Genomic DNA, 18619 nt, shown 5'->3' with positions numbered 1-18619 from the left:
ATACTTAAATCTAGCTTTCATAATCTGATATTTAAACTAACAGTATTGTAACATATTCATTGAAACACTTAACAACTAAAAAGTCGCCCGCTTATGGGCGAGGCTTGAGACCCAATTTTTCGGTCAAAAATCAATAATGCGGCAATTGTGTTATCCCAATATGGGGAAGTGAATCAAAAAACTAGGGTGGGCTGCCCCCGAAATTACGCCTGTGAACTGGAAGGAGCCGACTCCCCAGGTTGAAGCAAGAAGCAAGCTGCAAAACTCGCATTATATCATGTTCCCCCTCCGGGGGAGCTGCGAATTGCGGATAATCAGTTATAAAAAATCTTCTGCCTTCTAACCTTGCTCTTTCCCTTCTGCCTTCTGCCTTCTGCCTCCTGCCTTCGGTCCACAGATATTATAAGTATTCAACCGAACATGATATTACCAGGTTTTTCATAGTTTTGCCGGAATTGTGTAGGTATTGTACAGCAGTCCAAGTAGATACACTAAAAACAGCAACTGACCCATACTTCATTATAATATTCATGTTTTGCCAGTTGCGAAAAGCGACTCCACCTATTGACGGGTGGGGTATATTTTTAGTGAGAAACAAAGTACGAAGCAAGTTAGTCATTGATGGTATTGACTAATATCATGTCCGGTTGAATACTTATACTTTGGAGGAGGTAAGGCAGCTATGCTGGAGGCAGGAGGCAGAAGGAAAGAAAAGGTTAGAAGGGAAAAGGTTTTTTTATCACGCTATTATCCGGACATGATATAAATAAGGATGCTTTAGGTCTGAGTTCATTAAAGTAGTTGTTATTCCCATTCTGGACCCATTAACTTACCTCTTAATTGCCACTTACCCAGCTTGGGGTCATCAACTTCTAGTAACCCACTGTACAACTCTTGTTTGGCGTATGGACTCTCTAAAACAGGCCAATTGTTTAAAATTCTTTTTTCCCCATTAACTACAGCGTCCCCAATAGCATTATATTGCTGATATGTCATAACTATGCGATCGCCAGCTAAACTTAAATAACTCAAACGCCCTTGACTCTCCCATTGGCTATCATCAACCAGAGTTTTATCCAGCGCCTGTTTTAAACTTTCAAAATCTCCAACATCAGCTACCCTTGCCACATCAGTAACCCAAGCAGTCTTTTTTCCTTTGGCAACCATTGCTTGGTAATCTTTATATTTCCGAGATAATGGTTGTAAACTTACCTCATCTGCCCAAGGTCGAGCACATAGCCAAATATTTTCAATACGCCAAATATACCAATTTTTATATTTTGTCGGTTCGCCATAACGCTTTGGCAAGACTAAATGCGACTGTGCTGGCACTCCTGCTTGCAAATCTCGGTCGCTGAGAATTAACTGAAATATTACTGCTCCCTGTTGCTGAACATATTGATCGCCAGGACTACGTCCAGTTGCTTGGGGTCCATGATAAGTGCCACCTAAACCTACTACTGCGTTATTAATACCTTCTGGGTCGCGCACTACTAACTTATAAGTAACATATTGTGCGCTAATTGTACCTTCAACTTGATAACTGCGGGTAGGCTCTAATAAAGTTCCTAAACTATAATCCTCTGTTATATAGAATTTTTCCCATAAGCGGTTTCCTTGAGAGTAACTGTAGTAAATTGGATGACTTGCTCTGAGCTGAAATGGTAATGGCACTTGTTTACGAGCTAGTGCCCGCAGATGTTCTGGAGGACGATATGTGCTTAGAGCTGCTGGCAATGCTAACCTAGCAGTACCATTTGTCATCTTTTCTGCAGCTTCAGTGCCTTCTCCCCACCACATCCATGCTACTGCACCTAACCCAGTATTCCAAGTATTGCGATCGAAACCCCGACTTTCTGCACCTCCAGCAGTCCCCCAACTTAGTCTTAGTGCCATATTAGTTGCATACCAATCTAGTAAACCCTTTGCCAGTTTTTTTAATTCTGGGTCGCGAGCAAAATCATAGATATTGAGTAATCCACCAATACTATATCCATAATAAGTGGAAGAATGAAATTCTCCTTGTCCAATAGTTAAAAATTTATTCAGCTCTGCTCGCAACCATGCCTCATTTGTGGCTTCACTTGCTGGGTCTTCTACAGGCCAACCACTTCCATTCATCAATGCTAAACCGGATGCACGATGCATAAACATATGATTTTCTGTTCCAGTTTTTATCCAGTTGAAGACTTTGGGTCGTTGTAGTTGATTTTTGTAAGATGCTAATACATCAGATGGCATTTTATCTCTAAATAAAAATAAAATTCGCACATCTAGATAACTACGGAAGTGATAAAGGTTTGGTTTATCTTTATCTAGTTGGAATAAAATTTTCCAGGTTTTTTCTTGGTCATAAAGTTCTCCTGTTTGTGTATCTTCTAAACTTAATCTGGCTAAAATTACTGGCAGTAGATATTTATGAGGATCTCCAATTTTTCTTGGTCTCCACCAATTATCTAGTTCTTCTAAGTCTACCTCTGCTAGTTTCTTACGAATTGCCAAACTTCTTGCTTGAAATTTACTTTCTTCTTCTAAAGTATTTGGTTGTAATAATTCTACAGTACTTGGTTGTAATAATATTGTCTGGTTTTTGTCGTCTAATTCCTGTGTTTTTTGGCTGTTTTTTTGACATCCTAAAATTATGAAACTTAATAATATAGTGGCTATTGTTACTATACTAATAGAGGATTTTTGCTGATTTTTCATAAATGTATTACTGATTTTAAAATATAGTTTATACAAAGAATGCGACAAAAAGGTGCGCCTCGAGCTGAGGTCCTGAAAAAGGTAAGGATTCAGCGCTTCAGCTTTTGAAAGAAAGAATCCAGCAATGACCAAGGTTAGCTGACAAGGACTATTTCATTTCCTGCGGAATTCTTACAGAAAAATAGCTTCTCCAATTGATTTTAGACAGTTATATCTACAGTACTTACGCAAAGGCACTATTTATAGAGTGTAAATTCTATTGAACAATAGTTTTAAGCGCTATATATAGCGTATATGCGTAAGTCCTAATCTATATATTTGTCTTTCTTTTCAATCTTGATTCTAATTTCATTTCTCCCTAGGATTTACCGAACAATTAAGGTTTAAAGCCTCTCCTTTAAAGGAGAAACAAGAAAATATTTTCTTTTTATTCAATCCTCTTCCTTTTAGGGAGAGGTAATTATCAATTATCCATTATCAATTATCAATTATTGAAGGAGGTTGTATGCAAAGTCCTTACCATTTGCCACAAAAATCCATCGGGATTGGTATGACTCATGCCAAATTCTAGATTTATCCATAATTTTTACTACCATATACTACTTTATTTTTTTTTAATAATATTATAATAGTTAATATTAATAATTACAAGATTTCTAGCATATAGATAGTTGTTGATCGCTAAAAAATACAATTTAATATCATGGTTGTATAATTTGCTGATGACGATAAAATACTTATTTACAATAAAAATATAGTTATCATTGATTTTAAATAATTATGTGACATTTCGATTGCTAAAATAAAAAAGTATTATCTTTAATATCTTAACTAAAATAATTATATTTTGAGTATGGTGATATGAATCACTAATTTTCTAGATAAATATCACTTTACTTTAAGTGATTTATCACAATGATTTGTTGTTAAATCGAGAATACTATTAATAGTATATCTACAATTAGCTGCTATGAATTATCAAACCCTTTTACCAGAGGTAATAATTGCAGAGTTAGTATTCCAAGTATATCGCTCTGGTCTTTTGACTATAGAACACAGAAAACAACTTAGGAGTTTATTTTTATATCATAATCTGAGTGAAGAAGATGCAACAGCAATTAATAGGTTATTTCATGCTATTCGGCGTGGATGGTTGAGAATAACAGATTGATATTTTTGCTATTCTGCTTGACTAATAATTAAACAATAAAAATCATAAAATCTACATCTTTTGTAAATACATACATTTGCATAACACCAAAATTTCAGTTTGTCAAAAATTGTTATAGCATTTATAAAAGTGCATAATTTTACTTTTGATATCCCTTATAGAGATATGAATACTTAACACCTGTTTTTTTGTTAACTCCTAAACTATGAGGATTTCCTAGTAAGCATGAGGTAAAACAACAAAAATCAATGAACCAGTTACTAATATCATTGAGCAAGATTTGAGCAAAAACAAATTCAAGCGCTTTAGCTCAATAAACATAAGCTATTGCACCAAATATTACTCAAAATTTTTTGAGCTTTAACTAACAGTTTTGAATCGGGTTAAAGCTGGGATAATAATTAGGAAGATGAATTAATGTAGAACTGACTACTTCAATATATAGCTCTCATTTTCTTTTCTTAATTAGTCAAGTAGTTATCCTATGATTACACAAGTTTCTCTACTAAAATTGTGGTACTAACTTTTGAGGTGTTTATCTTTCAAAAGTTACAGAATAATTATCTCCATTCAACAATATTAAAGAATTATATAGCAACTCTGATAGGAGGTGAAATACACGCATTAGTGCAGGATGGCGGAAATAACTGACCAGTTAAAAAAGGTTCAAAAGCTTGTACAATAACCTTTCTTCCCTTCTGCCTTCTGCCTCCTGCCTTCTGCCTTTTTGCATTAGTTTGTTGTGTGGGAGTAGTGGTGTTACCCCGTGGAATGCCACAGACGCAAGCAATAGTAATTCGGGAAACAGGGAATAGTGTTGCGACGTATGGGGAATGCGACAGAGGTTGGAACTCTTCGCCACTTCCTGGTAGCGTACCAAGAGAGAAAAGAAGAAAAACAACTTTACCTCGGTAACCTGAGAAACGCTATATAATGTTAATAGTGTTATAGCAATGTGCGTTGGCATATTTACAAATTACAGGAGGTGTCCAATAGTTAAAAGTCTTATATGATTCCTACGGAATGCTTGCACAAACAGCTTTTCATCCTCCCTGTTGCCAGATGAGCTGTTGCCTATTTGCCTATTTGCCTGCGCACAGCGCTATATTAGTCAGGAATGCGGAGCAAACAGCTCCTGCTGCCTTCCTTCTTTTAAAGATAATATTACTACACAGTAAAATTAAAAATATCCTATTTTTAGGCGATCGCCATTATTTTAAAGTTCACACATGAGCCATCTTTATATCTCTTGGTTAGACTATCATAAAAAAATTGAGTATCTGGCAGCAAAAATTTATCAATCTCAATGGGAGTTCAATCAAATTGTCTGTTTGGCTAGAGGAGGATTACGAGTAGGAGATATTTTGTCTCGCATTTTTAAAAAACCTTTAGCTATTTTAGCTACTTCCTCTTATGGTGGTATTAAAGGCCAGGAGCAGGGTAAGATCGTCATAGGAAAAAGTTTAACTATGACTACAAATAGTTTAGGTAGTCATGTGTTGCTAGCTGACGATCTAGTAGATTCGGGAATAAGTATAGATAAATCTATCACTTGGCTTCAGGATAATTATGGTCAAGAAATTCAGGAGATCAAAACAGCAGTTTTGTGGTATAAGGCTTGCTCTATATTTAAACCTGACTACTATGTTGATTATTTACCAGATAACCCTTGGGTTCATCAACCGTTTGAAGTATATGAACAAACAAGTGTTGCTGATTTAGCTTTTACTTTGACCAGGATGAACAGAGATCAGTAGGGAGACTTATGACTGCCCTGATTGTGGGATATCTATAGACCGCGTATGAGATGCAAGTATTAATTTAAGAAATGCGGTCTGCTTGAGTGTCAATGTCTGTGGACGGAGTGCTGCCCACAGTTCCGGTAGAAGCAGGAAGTAAACATTAATTTGTCACATTTTTTCCATTAGATATCTCCAGAAAAGCTATGCTTGACCCACATCTGTAGAATTAGGGTTTGCGCTCAAAAGTCTTATGGGTGAAGGTAGGAGACAGGAGACAACCCACCCCTCGCCCCTCCCCCTCCCAGGAGGGGGACAGGAGGAACGGGGAATGTAGAGGAGGTAGGAGCGGGCGTTTTGTCCCTTAATTTTTCTGCCCAACTCTTGCACAAAATGCTAGTTTTTTGAGCTTTCTTGAGCGAAAACAGGCGTACTTTTTTCAACCTAAAACAGCTAAAATCTTTATATATCAATGCTTTGATATTTAATCAGCAAGCCAGAATTAAAGTGCAGCATAGGGGTTCCGAGGGAGAGAGGGAAGATGGAGAAGTGAAGACAAACCAGCCATTTCTCATTCCGGACAGAAGTGGCTAAAAGTTGATCGGGCAATGTGCGCCATTTAATTTCTAGGAGCTCCTACCTCCTCTAAATTCCAATTTCTCTTGTCTCCTGTCTTCCCCTCCTAAGAGGGTTTAGGGGTGGGTTGTCTCCTACCCCTACTAAAAGACTTTTTCAGCAAACCCTAATTGGAGATGTCTATTAGAAATCTCCAAGAATAAAAAATAAAATCAATTATCCCACATAAATTCTCAATTATTCCCCTCCACGGTCGGGGTTACAGCGCTTTTCAAATTGATGAACCACATCGTCATAACCAAAACCCTGTAGGGACGTTGCATGCAACGTCCCTACTGTGGTCTACTGAAATGAAAACCGCTGTAGGGGTGGGTTCCCTACTCCCTACTCCCTACTCCCTACTCCCTCTTTTCTGGAGATTTCTAATGATTGAAAAATTTTAATTGACTGATTTCAGGCTGAGGTTTTATGATACAGTTTATTATTGCTAATAGTATATATTTATTGAACTTTCTATGCCTGCTCCTAAACTAACTTTGAATATGGTGGAAGGGTCTATATCTTTTGATTTTAGTCCTGAAGCCGCTAAGAATTTACAAAGTGCGATCGCTCAATTAATGCAACAATTAAAAACTGTTGTTGGTAGTCCAGGAAAACTAACTCCACAGAAACCTATGGAATATCAGTATACAGGAGATGTCTTTTTAGAAATATTTTGCAATCCTAATATTTGGTCTAGTCCTTTTGCAGCTAAAGTTTTGATTACTTTACGAGATGAGCGAATTCGGATTACTACTGAAGCAGAGTTGACAAGAGTTATTGAGGATATTAATCAATATTTAGAGCAAGTAGGCTGAAAATTTTCTTAGATAATATACTAAATCTCTAGTAAATAAATAATATTAGACATCTCCAGAAAAGAGGGAACACCGGAGCTGGGAACAGGGAAGAATAATTGATAATTTCTGGGTAAAAATTGATTTTATTTTTGATTTTTGGAGATGTCTATTATGTCTCCTTAAGTACTTACAGCAGATTCCGTACTAATTGAGATACAACTAACTATCTGGAATATTTTTTGTCTATTCCCTATTCCCTATTCCCTGTTCCCTATTCCCTGTTCCCTGTTCCCTAAAACCATAAGCATAAGTACCTCGTAACAACGGGAAGTACTCTATGAGTGAGATAATAGAACGGCAGGTACAATAGTAGAGATTTGGTCTTTTAGTTAGAAGATACGTTTTTTCATCTTTTGTTCAAATTACCGAATTATTAATTATTAATTATTAATTATTAAATAATTCGTGCCTTGAAGCCTCCCCTTTTAAGGGGAAAAAAGCGGTCTCCGGATGGCGAGGTCCCCTCGCTGTCCTCCAATCAACCAAGAGAAGAAATAATATTTCCTTATATTCAATTCCGTAGCGGTTTTAACCAGAGGTAATTATCAATTATCCATTATCCATTATCAATTAATGAAAGTTTTCTTCTAGTGTTAATATGAGACTCACGATCGCATTAATCCAGATAGGCAAAAAATGGAATTAATAACAAATAACAATGTACATTGTGAGTATCAACTTTCAAAATTTGATAGCAAGATGGGGATTTGTCCATATTATGGTGTCATAAATTGGTATAAGCATCGAGTAGATTCTCAGAGATTAAAAATAGCAATTCAACAAATAGTAGATAGTGTGCCAATTTTGGGAGGGAGATTGGTAAAACAATTGTTTTCTCCATTAAAAGTTGTATGTAACCCACAAAAATCTGGTATAGGTTTTATCTATATTGATCTAGACGAACAGGAAATAAATATTGATAATTTATTAGATGCCAAAACTTATGTAAGAAATGAATTCAATATTCCTAAAAATTCTTCAGATGCTATTAATAAAGAGACTCCATTAGTGTATGTAATTTTGAATCATAATCAAAATTATTATGGCATAACTCTACTTATAAATCATCTCATAGCAGATGGTGGAACATATTTTAAATTATTAGAATATCTTTCTCAAGCATATGAAGACCCAGAATATGTTCCTAAATCTGAACCATTATTTACAATAGATTTTCATAAAATAGATAATTTTATTGCTGCCGGTTTTAAAAAATTATCATGGAAAGATAAAATTTTAAGTTCAACATCTTTTATTGTTTTTATCTTGACCAGTCTTTTTCAAAATAAGAATAATTGGAGTTATCTTGAATGTATCTTAACAAAAGAAAAGTTAGACTTAATTAAGAGTAGAAGTAAAAATCTGTCTAATGAAGAAAGTGCATATAGCACAAACGACGCTTTATTTGAGTTTTTATCGGTTATTCCTATTAAACGATTTATTTTTCCTTGTAACTTAAGATATAAAAATGTTGGCATAGCAAAAAATTATTTGGGAAATGCTGAAGCCTTAGTCTTAGATTTCACTAAACCAGAAAATAATTATATGTTAAAGCATACTGATGTGAGAAAATCAGTCAATCAACTTTCACGAATATACAGTTTTGTACCTACTTTTAATGGCAAGTATATAACTCATAATTCATGGGTTAAATTACAAAACTATTTACCTGGTTTTGGTGGTAAATTAATTATGCAAAAGTTTTTTGAATTTGATGATATGCCAAAAGATTTATTATCATTTACAAGTAAATATTCATTCATATATAGATTGACAGAAAATAAATATTTATTGATCTATATCAATTTAAAAAATGTTGTTTCTCAAGTTGAAAAGAAGTTAGTAAACTTGGGTGTAGAAGAGATTATTATTAAAACATCTTGACCTCTCCCCGGCTTAAAAGCGCGGGAATTCTCAACTGTTGCTACAATATGGGCATTAGCCACACTTCGTAGCTTTTAAAGTATAAGCATTTAACCGAACATGATATAAGTTGCCAGTTATTCAGATTAAAAAAATCTTGATTTAGCTAAAAATATTCTCAAATAACTTTGTCACTTGCTTCTATCCGCGTTATATTACCAGTAAAGTCTATTTCTCATCTAGCAAAATCAGAGAGAAATTGCCATTTGATATTGAGTTAACTTAACACTTACACTTATGAATCCCGATAATTTAACCCAAATAATACAAAAAGGATTTCGTGTCACTCTAGGTGCAACTTCCTTTTTTATAGAAACTGTGCAAGACTCTACTAAACGAGATGAAAATTTAAATAAATTAAGTACTGATTTCAACCAACTAACTGAAGAATGGGCTGATAGAGGAGAGATGACTGAGCAAGAAGCCAGGAACTTTGTTGATACAATTTTGAATCAACAAAATAGTCAGGTAAATACTGATAGTACAACCGTTTCTTCCAGTCCTACTTCTGCTTCTAGTTTTGTGTCATTAGATGTACAACAAGATTTGCTAGAGCTAACTCAAGAAATTGCCAATCTACGAACGGATTTACAGAAACTTCAGGAGTCAGGCCCTCAAAGCTGACAATGCATCACAACATATAGTTCCGGATAAATCTTAGACCTTTATCCAGCTATTAAAAAGTCTTTATAAAATAGGATAAATCACCGAAAAATTCTAGTTTAAAGCTTCCCCTTTTAAGGGGATAATAAAGAAAAATTTCCATGATTAGTCGGTCCTATCCTTTTCAAAGGAGAGGTAATTATTAATTATTAATTATTAATTATTAATTATTGAAAACACCTAACCCAGCTAATAATCTAAATTTAGCTGAGTTAGTTTTTTTTAGTCGTTTTCCCATTTTTCGTTGCCTATTAAGTCAGCAATTCGGTCTCTAAGTAGAAAGTTACATTTTTCTAACTCACCCTCTACGCAAGCCCATTCTCTGACGGGAATATATTGGCAGAGAGTATAAATAGGTTGCTGACGTCCAAGAACTCCTTTTTGTACAAGTTCTTTTGCTTCATCCCTGATAATGTCTAAAGAATATTGAACTGTGGTGTAAGTCATAGTCACCCTTTTTGCCTAGCTTGAGTAATTTTCGGCGTTATTAATAATATAGATCAAAAAATCTGATTATGAATGTTAAATTTTTCAGTATACATAGTTACAATTTTTTGTCTTCTTTTGATAAGAATTTTAAAAGTCATAGAACCAAAACATTTCTTGATAGTATTGGTCCAAACTGCAACTCTGTACTCTGAGATACTATCTACAAAGTTACTAATTAACTATTTCTCTAGTTTCCTGACCTTAAAAATCGTCTCCCGAATATCATTTTTGATTTTTTTTGTCAAGGATTATAGGAGTTTTATTAGATTTTAGAGAAATACTTATAAATTTGCCAATCTTAAAACATCTTAAAACATCTTAAACTTTTAAATTTTTAAAGAAAAACTTTAAAGCGATCGCTTGGGCTTTCGGCATTTGTCCATAACAAAAAACGTAAGGTATATCTAATAACATTTCACAAGAAAACTGTTTCAATGTATACTGACTACCGTATATGATGAGACCCTTTAATTCACCATTTATTAACAATTTTTTAATTAAATCCTGCGATGCTCGTGTTAAACTAGCTATTTGACTAAATGCACTACCCCGAATAAATAGCTGTAGTAAAGTCGAATGATTGGGGGTAAGAGCTTCTGGGAGTTCTGAATGACTGTCAATAATTTGTAGTTGGTAACCAAATTGTTTGGGGATAGCAACTGCTGGAGTATGATTACCTAAAAAAGTACAGTTGAGTATATCCTCTACAAAAACTAAATTGCGTAAATGCTCAACACTTGATTTTGCTGGGAGATAACTTCCTCCTACTTGCAGAGAATCATGCAAAATCTTACTTACAGTTTCTTGTGCCTGTGGTCGCTCCAACTTGTCAACTAAATGGTATGTAGAGACAGAGAAATCATCTGACCCTTCCTCATTTTCTGGTTGCCAGGTAGGATAAACTTTAGTCTTAACTTGCTCAATTCTTTGCAAAGATTCATCAATCCGTGATTCAGAAATACGGCCTTGACTCACTGCATTACAAACAGCATTAATAGTAACCTCTGCATCTAGAGGCATCAGTAAAATATCTGCACCAGCTTCTACAGCTAAAACCGAAGCCTCTGCCAAACCATAACGATTAGCTATTGCTCCCATAACCAAAGCATCAGTTACCACTAATCCATTAAAACCCAACTTTTGGCGCAACTGACCTGTGATAATTTTATGGGATAAAGTTGCAGGTAGTTCCGAGTCCCAAACAGGAATCAACAAATGGGCACTCATTACAGAATCCACTCCAGCAGCGATCGCCTCTACAAAGGGAGGCAACTCAATTTCTGCCAGTCTACTTTCTGAATGAGGTAAAACAGGCAATTCAAAATGAGAATCAACCGTAGTATCCCCATGACCAGGAAAATGTTTAGCAGTAGTCAAAACTGAATATTGTTGAGCCCCTCGAATAAAAGCTGTTGCCAGTTGACCTACTAATTCAGTCGTTTCTCCGAAAGCACGAATATTAATCACTGGGTTACCTGGATTATTATTCACGTCCACCACTGGAGTTAAAACCCAATTTAAACCAATTGCTACAGCTTCTTGAGCCGTAATATTCCCCATAATTTCAGCATACTCTATAGCTTTTTTGGGGTTTGTTTGAGCAATAGCAGCGATCGCCATTGGTGGAGGAAACCAAGTTGCCCCAGCGAATCTTTGCCCTACTCCTTCCTCAATATCAGCAGCCAAAAGTAGAGGAATTTTTGCCCAAGACTGAAGCTGTTGGATACGAGTTGCCAAGTCTATAGCACTCCCATCTACAAAAATTACTCCTCCGACACCTAAGTCTTGAAGCCAATATTTGAGTTTATGGGTAGGAGGTTCCCAGTCTGGATAACGAATTTGATTGTCAAATAGGTTGCCGGAAGCTCTAACTACAACCATCTGAGCGACTTTTTCTACTAAATTCATAGTAAGCGTGATGAAGATTTTAGGAATGAGTACTTAACAGCCTTCTCTTGACGGAGATGCTGGGTAAACTGCTAGCAGTCAGTCATCAGGAGGACCGAGTCAGTAGAATGTTTTGGCTTTGTCCCGATAAGCTGGCTCCTGACACCGAAGCCTTATGGGGTATAAATCCCCACCGTCACCTGCGGTGTATACAATTGTTCGGGTTTGTATACGCGAAGTGGCTTGTCGAAGACTATCCTCATGTAATTGATTCTGTCTCCTGTCTTCTGTCTCCTGACTCCTTCTTCAATCTATTCCGTCTGAAGTCAGTTTTTCTATATTCTGAGAATTTGATGCTGTAGGATTTTCAATTTCTTGTTGTTGACGTTTTTCAGAAAGCTGGTTTAAAAGTGATATGATTTGAGTCCCACGTTCTAGAGAGCGGTCTTCAACAAAGATAACTTCTGGAGTCCGACGCAGACGTATCCTATGACCCAATTCACTACGGACATAGCCAGTAGCAGATTTTAAACCTTCCATAGTTTGGCATCTTACTTCCTCAGAACCATAAATACTGACAAATATTTTAGCGTGTTGTAAATCTCCAGAAACATCTACATCTGTGATGCTGACCATACCAATACCTACACGGTCATCTTTGATACCATGGAGCAACATCTGGCTGACTTCCCGCTTGATTAATGAAGCAACCCGGGAAATGCGGCGATCTGTAGCCATGATAATTACCCCCTACGATTTAATACTTAACTATATTTATTCTAATACTTCTTTTGACAACTTTCCGCTCTTCCAGGGTGGGAATTCTTCCTTTATGTTTATAATATAATTACTTCAATCTACCCTACTTCCATCTTTCATCCTCCCCACTCACCATCTCCCCATACCTCCCAACTATATAATAAGTATTCAACCGAATTTGATATAATTCATCAGCTTTTTAATATCTTGATTATTCAAATTTTCACTTAAAGCTTATCTGCAAACCACTATAATTTTGGGTTATTAACAATGGAGAAAGAATTTTTTATTGGTCAAAAAGTAAGGTTAATTATTAAACCACCATACATCAAAACTGCTGAATCAATGCCGATATTACGTCCCCCTGATGTTGTACGTTTGGGTGAAGTAGGAACTATTTTGAGTCACAAACCAGGAAATTATTGGGCTGTTCGTTTTGAGAAAGGAGCGTTTCTCATAGATAGTCAATATATAGAGGCTGAGACAGTTGATACTGAAACTGCCCAGCAGCCACATTGTCATAATACTGAAGAAGATACTGCTAAAATCAGTCCACCTTCAGATCAATTGTAGACTTATCATCTGAGAAGTTCTTCAAGGTTACCAATAGTTCCTTTAATTTTGTCTACGATTTCATTGATTTTACCTACATCTATGTGCATTTCTGCGGTAGGATATTTTTCTAGAACTTCTAGGACTGATATTCGATTGTCATCTGCTGCTGCTAGAATTATGGCAGAACGTAAGGCTTTGTCGCTTTCGTAATTGTGTCTTGTCTGAACTACTTCCGCAATACCTTTGGTTACATTTTGGCCGAGGTTACTATAAAGTACTTTGGCTATGTTACTAGCATTAGCTCCGACTTCTAGTGTCATTAAGCCACGAACTGTATTGGGACTGATTTTTGATATTCCGAGAGCTTGGGAAATTGTTTTGGTAGTTTTGCCTGTTTCTGCAAATTGTCGCAGATCCTTGACTTTGATAGATGCTCTTATTGGGCCAAATAGATCTATTACTATTTTTTCTGTGGCGATCGCGCTTTGACTGGAGAGTATAACTCCAGCGATCGCTCCTAAGATCGTTAATGGACTACGAGATAGCATATTTGATAATTGCATATTTAGTTTTCAATTATACTTGAATCTAAGCAATTGAATACACATTTATGGATAATTTGTCAATCTATAAGTATCACTTCTAATTTTCATCTTAGGCTCTTTGTTTTAATCAAGATGTTTTGATATATTTCATCGTCAATAATTATGGATTCGAGCGGGCGATAGTTTTCTGTTTTCTGGGATTTATCTTGACGATTTTTTACTTAGCATGACTTATCTATTTTGAATAGATTTAAATTCATTATTTACCCCTTCTTCCTTCTTTCGTAGGGACGTTGCATGCAACGTCCCTACCATTTGTAACAAACATTTATCACCCTTGGTATAAGCCAAAATCCCTGTATTCTATTAAACATAACAATTCTATAAGCGATCGCCCCTACTTCGCTTTTCCTGAGAATATTTTCTGATAATCACTACATATAATTATCGTTGATAGTAGTCGAAGGAAAGGTGAGGACAAATCAAAAGCTTAAAACTAAGACAACGTAATATTTTTCCTTCTTCCTTCTTCCTTCTGCTATAAAGGCCAAATAAAATCTTGACATAAAAATTTGCCAAATTTTTGTTCTGATAATGTGTTTTTGTTACCGCTATAGTGTAAAATACCGAATCAGTTCCTCACAGTAATTTTGGCTTAATAAATCTGAAGCTATGGCTATATTACTAAGTTATTTATGGCTGGGTTGAACTCAATCAATATATATACCTATTTTTGATTTAAGTAGTTAAGTAAATTACCTAAATAACACGGGAGCATGAAAGCCATCGTTTTTTAAGCGATGGATGAAAGGCGAGGAGTCGGATTTTAATCCGATGTATTTTATTTTACTGAAAAGCGACGTTGAAGCTCCCGGAAAGTTATACAAGTATTGCTTCGTTTTTAGATGGTGACAATCTGCCTATTTATGGTGAAAAACCCGATGATTGGAAACCATCACCGAAAAGAATAAAGCATGGTTTGTATAAAAGTGGTAATAATTGGTTAATTAATGCAGACTGTAACGGGGCTGCAAATATCATCACAAAAGTAAGCAGCAAAGCAGTATGGGCGATTCGCGAATCGCCCCTACTTAAGCCGACTGTGTAGGGGCACCGCGGAAATTGTCCCCAGAGAGTGCATCTTTGGTCAGCGCTCGAAAAAACGAAGCAACACGGATTTATCGGTGTTGCATAGTATCTCCTGAGAATCCCCGTGACTGACCTCCGGGGAGTAGTCAATAAAGATCATTCATGTATTGAAAAAATCAGAAGCGATCTCTAGCACTAACCAATGTGTGAGATAGTCACCACACTTTCAAATTTCTTGAAATAGATTGGGTGATAGTAGTGGAATTTAAGTATTTTTTTTTGAGAAAGTATTAATAAAATGAAAAATAATAAATCAATATTCAACTTAAGTAGTAAAATTTTGGGAGCTTCACTATTTTGTCTCACCACATTTGTACCTGTTGCTTACTCTCAAACCCGTGTAGAAAATTCAGCTTATTATACAAAACCAAGTGAAATAGATTCACAACAACTTCCATCATTAGTATCTAATATTGCTCAACAAGTTACTGTGAGAATTTTTACAGACAACAGTGCTGGTTCTGGAGTAATTATCAAACGGCAAGGTAATATCTACACCGTTGTTACTAATCATCATGTAATTGACAATAACCCTAATAAACTTTACCCAATTATGAGTGGAGATGGGGTAACTCATCAAGCCACCCTAGTTTCATCTCCTCAAATAGGTAATCTGGACGTAGCATTATTGCAATTTACCAGCGATCGCCCTTATCAAGTTGTAGAAATTGCCAACAATAATCTACTTTCAGTAGGAGAAACTGTGATTGCCGCAGGTTTTCCCAATTGGCATCAACCAAACTCCTCAGAAATGAGTAGTACCCGTGGTTGGGGTAATCGTGCTTTTCAGTTAACTTTAGGAGCTGTAGAAATGTTACCCAGTCGCACCCTCAGCCAAGGATATCAATTAGGTTATACCAATGATATTAAAAGTGGCATGAGTGGTGGACCGATTTTAAACAATAAAGGTCAGTTAATTGGCATTAACGGACGCTCAAAATATCCCATCGCTGGAATTGGAGCATTTAATTTTACAGATGGCTCTCAACCATCTATTGAGCAGTTCAAAAAAATGGAATCTCTAAGTTGGGGTATTCCAGTTTCTAGAATTATCAATTAAGTGACATACTCCCACACTATACCGAATGGTTAGTGTGGGCTTCTCCCTTCGCAGTCCTGCTATTGCATCGGACTCCACGAAGCTCTAAGGACGGGATGCCCCGTCGCCCTTTTTGCAGATCGAAAAACTACGCGCCTAGCTCCGCAAATCGAAAAACTACGCGCCTAGCTCCGCAATCAGATTTTACGCTTACCGCCGATTCATCTCACATTCCTCTTGAAAATTTCGCGCGCAGGCTTCTCGACGGTTTAGCTAAAAGCTCAAGCTCCTAAAAGTCTACAGACAAAGAGTCCCACTTTTCATCAAACCATTGTTTCTCACTTTTCCATTTAGGGTCTCTACTTTTCCGCATTTGGAGATTAATGCTATTGGTTACATCATCTAGTGAATTTCTAGATAATCCACGTCTACCTCTAGTAGTAGATTGTTGAGTTAAACTCGTGCTTCTATCCCTAGAGAAACTATTAGCACTGGTACTCAACAATTGTTCTGAGGAACCTTTAACATTTGTTACGGACTTTTCTTGAGCTTTTGCGGGAGTAGCACTTAAGCTAACAGCACAAAACATTGTTAATGTTGCAGTAAATAAAGTCTTAGTAGTTGTAACTTTCATTTTTTTCCTCTTGACAATTGATTGAGATACTTTGGGCAAACAAACTAACGCTAATGCGTTATTTTATTATCCCACAATTAACTACAATTAACTACTTTTTTACAGGTTACTTGATTTAGAAAGTATAATTTTGAGAATGAAATTAGAAATTAATTAATAAAGTAGTTAAAACAGACACAAACTTAGAGAATACTAAGCCATTAGTGCCTGAGAAAATTCTGTACAGATTTTGATTAGATATTTCCTATTTATTATAGTTTTAATTGAGAATAAAAACTTATTTTAAACTAGCCTTTTCTCAACATTATCTAATTTAAATAGTTCAACAAATAGAGAGTTCAGAAATAAGGAATGAAGAGGGGCATTTTATTTGCTTACTTATCAAAATAATTGAGTCTAAAGACCAGCCTTTTAAGGCGAAATGTTTTTGGGGGGGTTGCTCAAAATCCCCGTTACAAAAACAACTTCTGACTTCTGACTTCTGACTTCGTTATCCCCTCAACATCTCTACTAAAACCATTTACTTACTCGTAGATAGGTTCATCACTAGCAGTACCTTGTCCGAAATCTTTAAATTGAGTGATAATCTCTTCTGATTTATCACGATTTCCTGGCTTTAATGTAAATACTACATTATCGAAGCTAGGCTCTTCTTCTGGAGAAACATAAACTACTTGCTCATAGTTTACAACTCCAATATTGCTGATATCTGCAAAAGTTTCCATTCCCAGGGCATAAGCAAGGTTAGTTAGACGAGTGCTAACAGATTGACAACGACGGTCAGGAGTATAAGCACCTTTGGGATGATCGGAAGAGAGAGTTGCAGTCCACACAATCATTGGTTTAGAGGAAACTTGAATAACTTCTCGTTTCACTAGAGGATATCCGCCTAAAAGTCCAGGCTCACTTGTATCCCGTGTTTCACGAACTATTTGAGGAACAGTAGCATATTGATTTTCTTCAGCGTTAACTGAAACACAAGTAAATACTACTTTGTCAGTAGTTTCTAATTGTTCTGCTTTGGCTTCTGATTGAGGTATGAAACCCCAGAGACCAACGGTTGCTAAGATACCTACTAGAGAAACTTTTAATTGGTTGTTCACAATCTTGACCCCTGAAACTTAATATCTACATTTGAGAGAGAAGTTATTTGTTTTTTCTCCATACTTTTACGGTAGAGGAATTACTTATTCTTGTCAGTAAGAATAAAGTAATATTTCAAAACATACTTTTTAGGTAAGAAGTGATAAAAAAGTAATATTACTATCTTTTAGTCTATTATTTTACTGTTTTTATGTATCGATTTTGCTAGATAGAATTGATTGGTTTATGAGTTCCATACTAACTCAAATTTCAGTTTTTGCAACCCTCAATATCTAAATTTAGATCGTAATTTAAACTAGGTAAAGGTTTGAAGTAGAAAATTGTATAGATTAAATGTATTTTAAGTTAAGGGAACAGTTCAAGAATTTAGAATTTAGAATTTAGAATTTAGAATTCTATCATGTCCGGTAGCATCGTTTGTGTATAAAATCAAGGTGACAATGGGAGAAAACCTTCTGCCTCCTGCCTCCTGCCTCCTGCCTTTCTTCCACCAAAGTCTAATTAGGGTTTGCGCTCAAAAGTCTTATGGGCGAGGGTAGGAGACAGGAGACAGGAGAAATAGGAATGAGCGAGGAGGTAGGGGTAAGAATTGTAAGGATGATTTTTCTGCCCAACTATGCACCTAAAATACTAACTTTTTGAGTGTTTTAGACTGAAACAGATGTACTTTTTTAGACCCTAAAGAGGCTAAAACCAATATCAGTCAATGCTTTGATATTTAATCAGCAAACCCTAATTATTCAACCGGACATGATATTACCTGTTCTGATAAATAATGAGA

At 35.9% G+C, this 18619-nt stretch carries 16 protein-coding genes; 9 read left to right on the top strand and 7 right to left on the bottom strand.

Going from position 1 to position 18619, the window contains the following annotated elements:
- Positions 1-804: 804 nt before the first annotated feature.
- Positions 805-2706 carry a hypothetical protein gene (locus F6K54_RS22085; RefSeq protein WP_293081961.1) on the bottom strand — a complete coding sequence of 634 codons (1902 nt, stop codon included), beginning with the start codon at positions 2704-2706 and terminating at the stop codon, positions 805-807.
- 970 nt (positions 2707-3676) lie between these two features.
- Here F6K54_RS22085 and F6K54_RS22080 point away from each other — a divergent pair.
- The 6 genes from F6K54_RS22080 (at position 3677) to F6K54_RS22055 (ending at position 9638) form a co-directional block, all read left to right on the top strand.
- Positions 3677-3877, top strand: a complete 201-nt coding sequence (locus F6K54_RS22080) for a hypothetical protein (RefSeq protein WP_293081958.1) — start codon at positions 3677-3679, stop codon at positions 3875-3877.
- Positions 3878-4630: 753 nt separating this feature from the next.
- Entirely contained in the window at positions 4631-4792 is a 162-nt protein-coding gene (locus F6K54_RS22075; RefSeq protein ID WP_293081955.1) for a hypothetical protein, read from the top strand.
- A gap of 314 nt (positions 4793-5106) precedes the next feature.
- Entirely contained in the window at positions 5107-5634 is a 528-nt protein-coding gene (locus F6K54_RS22070) for a phosphoribosyltransferase (protein ID WP_293081952.1), read from the top strand.
- Positions 5635-6707: 1073 nt separating this feature from the next.
- On the top strand, positions 6708-7049 hold the full coding sequence (locus tag F6K54_RS22065) for a hypothetical protein (protein ID WP_293081949.1): 342 nt from the start codon (positions 6708-6710) through the stop codon (positions 7047-7049).
- Positions 7050-7727: 678 nt separating this feature from the next.
- Positions 7728-8975: a hypothetical protein gene (locus F6K54_RS22060; RefSeq protein WP_293081946.1), complete on the top strand. Its 1248-nt coding sequence runs from the start codon at positions 7728-7730 to the stop codon at positions 8973-8975.
- A 276-nt stretch (positions 8976-9251) separates the two neighbouring features.
- Positions 9252-9638 (top strand): hypothetical protein, encoded by a 387-nt coding sequence (locus F6K54_RS22055; protein ID WP_293081943.1) that lies wholly within the window; start codon positions 9252-9254, stop codon positions 9636-9638.
- A 261-nt stretch (positions 9639-9899) separates the two neighbouring features.
- Here the strand turns inward: F6K54_RS22055 and F6K54_RS22050 are convergent, their stop codons facing one another.
- From F6K54_RS22050 to rbfA, 3 genes are all read right to left on the bottom strand, one after another.
- Positions 9900-10124 (bottom strand): DUF4327 family protein, encoded by a 225-nt coding sequence (locus F6K54_RS22050; protein WP_124147504.1) that lies wholly within the window; start codon positions 10122-10124, stop codon positions 9900-9902.
- A gap of 360 nt (positions 10125-10484) precedes the next feature.
- Complete coding sequence (locus F6K54_RS22045; RefSeq protein WP_293081937.1) at positions 10485-12074, bottom strand: glycoside hydrolase family 3 N-terminal domain-containing protein; 1590 nt, start codon at positions 12072-12074, stop codon at positions 10485-10487.
- Between the two features lie 285 nt (positions 12075-12359).
- The gene (rbfA, locus tag F6K54_RS22040) at positions 12360-12791 is read right to left on the bottom strand and encodes a 30S ribosome-binding factor RbfA (RefSeq protein ID WP_293081934.1); all 432 of its coding nucleotides are present in this window, start codon (positions 12789-12791) and stop codon (positions 12360-12362) included.
- 291 nt (positions 12792-13082) lie between these two features.
- On the opposite strand from rbfA, the gene sipA reads away from it, so the two are divergent.
- Positions 13083-13385: a regulatory protein SipA gene (gene sipA / locus F6K54_RS22035; RefSeq protein ID WP_293081931.1), complete on the top strand. Its 303-nt coding sequence runs from the start codon at positions 13083-13085 to the stop codon at positions 13383-13385.
- A 5-nt stretch (positions 13386-13390) separates the two neighbouring features.
- Here sipA and F6K54_RS22030 read toward each other — a convergent pair whose 3' ends face one another.
- Positions 13391-13930, bottom strand: a complete 540-nt coding sequence (locus tag F6K54_RS22030; protein WP_293081928.1) for an alpha/beta hydrolase — start codon at positions 13928-13930, stop codon at positions 13391-13393.
- 844 nt (positions 13931-14774) lie between these two features.
- Here F6K54_RS22030 and F6K54_RS22025 point away from each other — a divergent pair.
- Both F6K54_RS22025 and F6K54_RS22020 read left to right on the top strand, forming a co-directional pair.
- Positions 14775-15020: a hypothetical protein gene (locus F6K54_RS22025; RefSeq protein WP_366558193.1), complete on the top strand. Its 246-nt coding sequence runs from the start codon at positions 14775-14777 to the stop codon at positions 15018-15020.
- Positions 15021-15299: 279 nt separating this feature from the next.
- The gene (locus tag F6K54_RS22020) at positions 15300-16121 is read left to right on the top strand and encodes a serine protease (protein WP_293081925.1); all 822 of its coding nucleotides are present in this window, start codon (positions 15300-15302) and stop codon (positions 16119-16121) included.
- A gap of 268 nt (positions 16122-16389) precedes the next feature.
- Here F6K54_RS22020 and F6K54_RS22015 read toward each other — a convergent pair whose 3' ends face one another.
- Positions 16390-16734, bottom strand: a complete 345-nt coding sequence (locus tag F6K54_RS22015; RefSeq protein WP_293081923.1) for a hypothetical protein — start codon at positions 16732-16734, stop codon at positions 16390-16392.
- A gap of 524 nt (positions 16735-17258) precedes the next feature.
- On the bottom strand, positions 17259-17837 hold the full coding sequence (locus F6K54_RS22010) for a COP23 domain-containing protein (RefSeq protein ID WP_293081921.1): 579 nt from the start codon (positions 17835-17837) through the stop codon (positions 17259-17261).
- Positions 17838-18619: the final 782 nt, after the last annotated feature.

The organism is Okeania sp. SIO3B5 (assembly GCF_010692555.1).
In the GTDB taxonomy this organism is placed as follows: Bacteria; Cyanobacteriota; Cyanobacteriia; order Cyanobacteriales; family Microcoleaceae; genus Okeania.
This window is presented reverse-complemented; position numbering and strand designations above follow the sequence as displayed.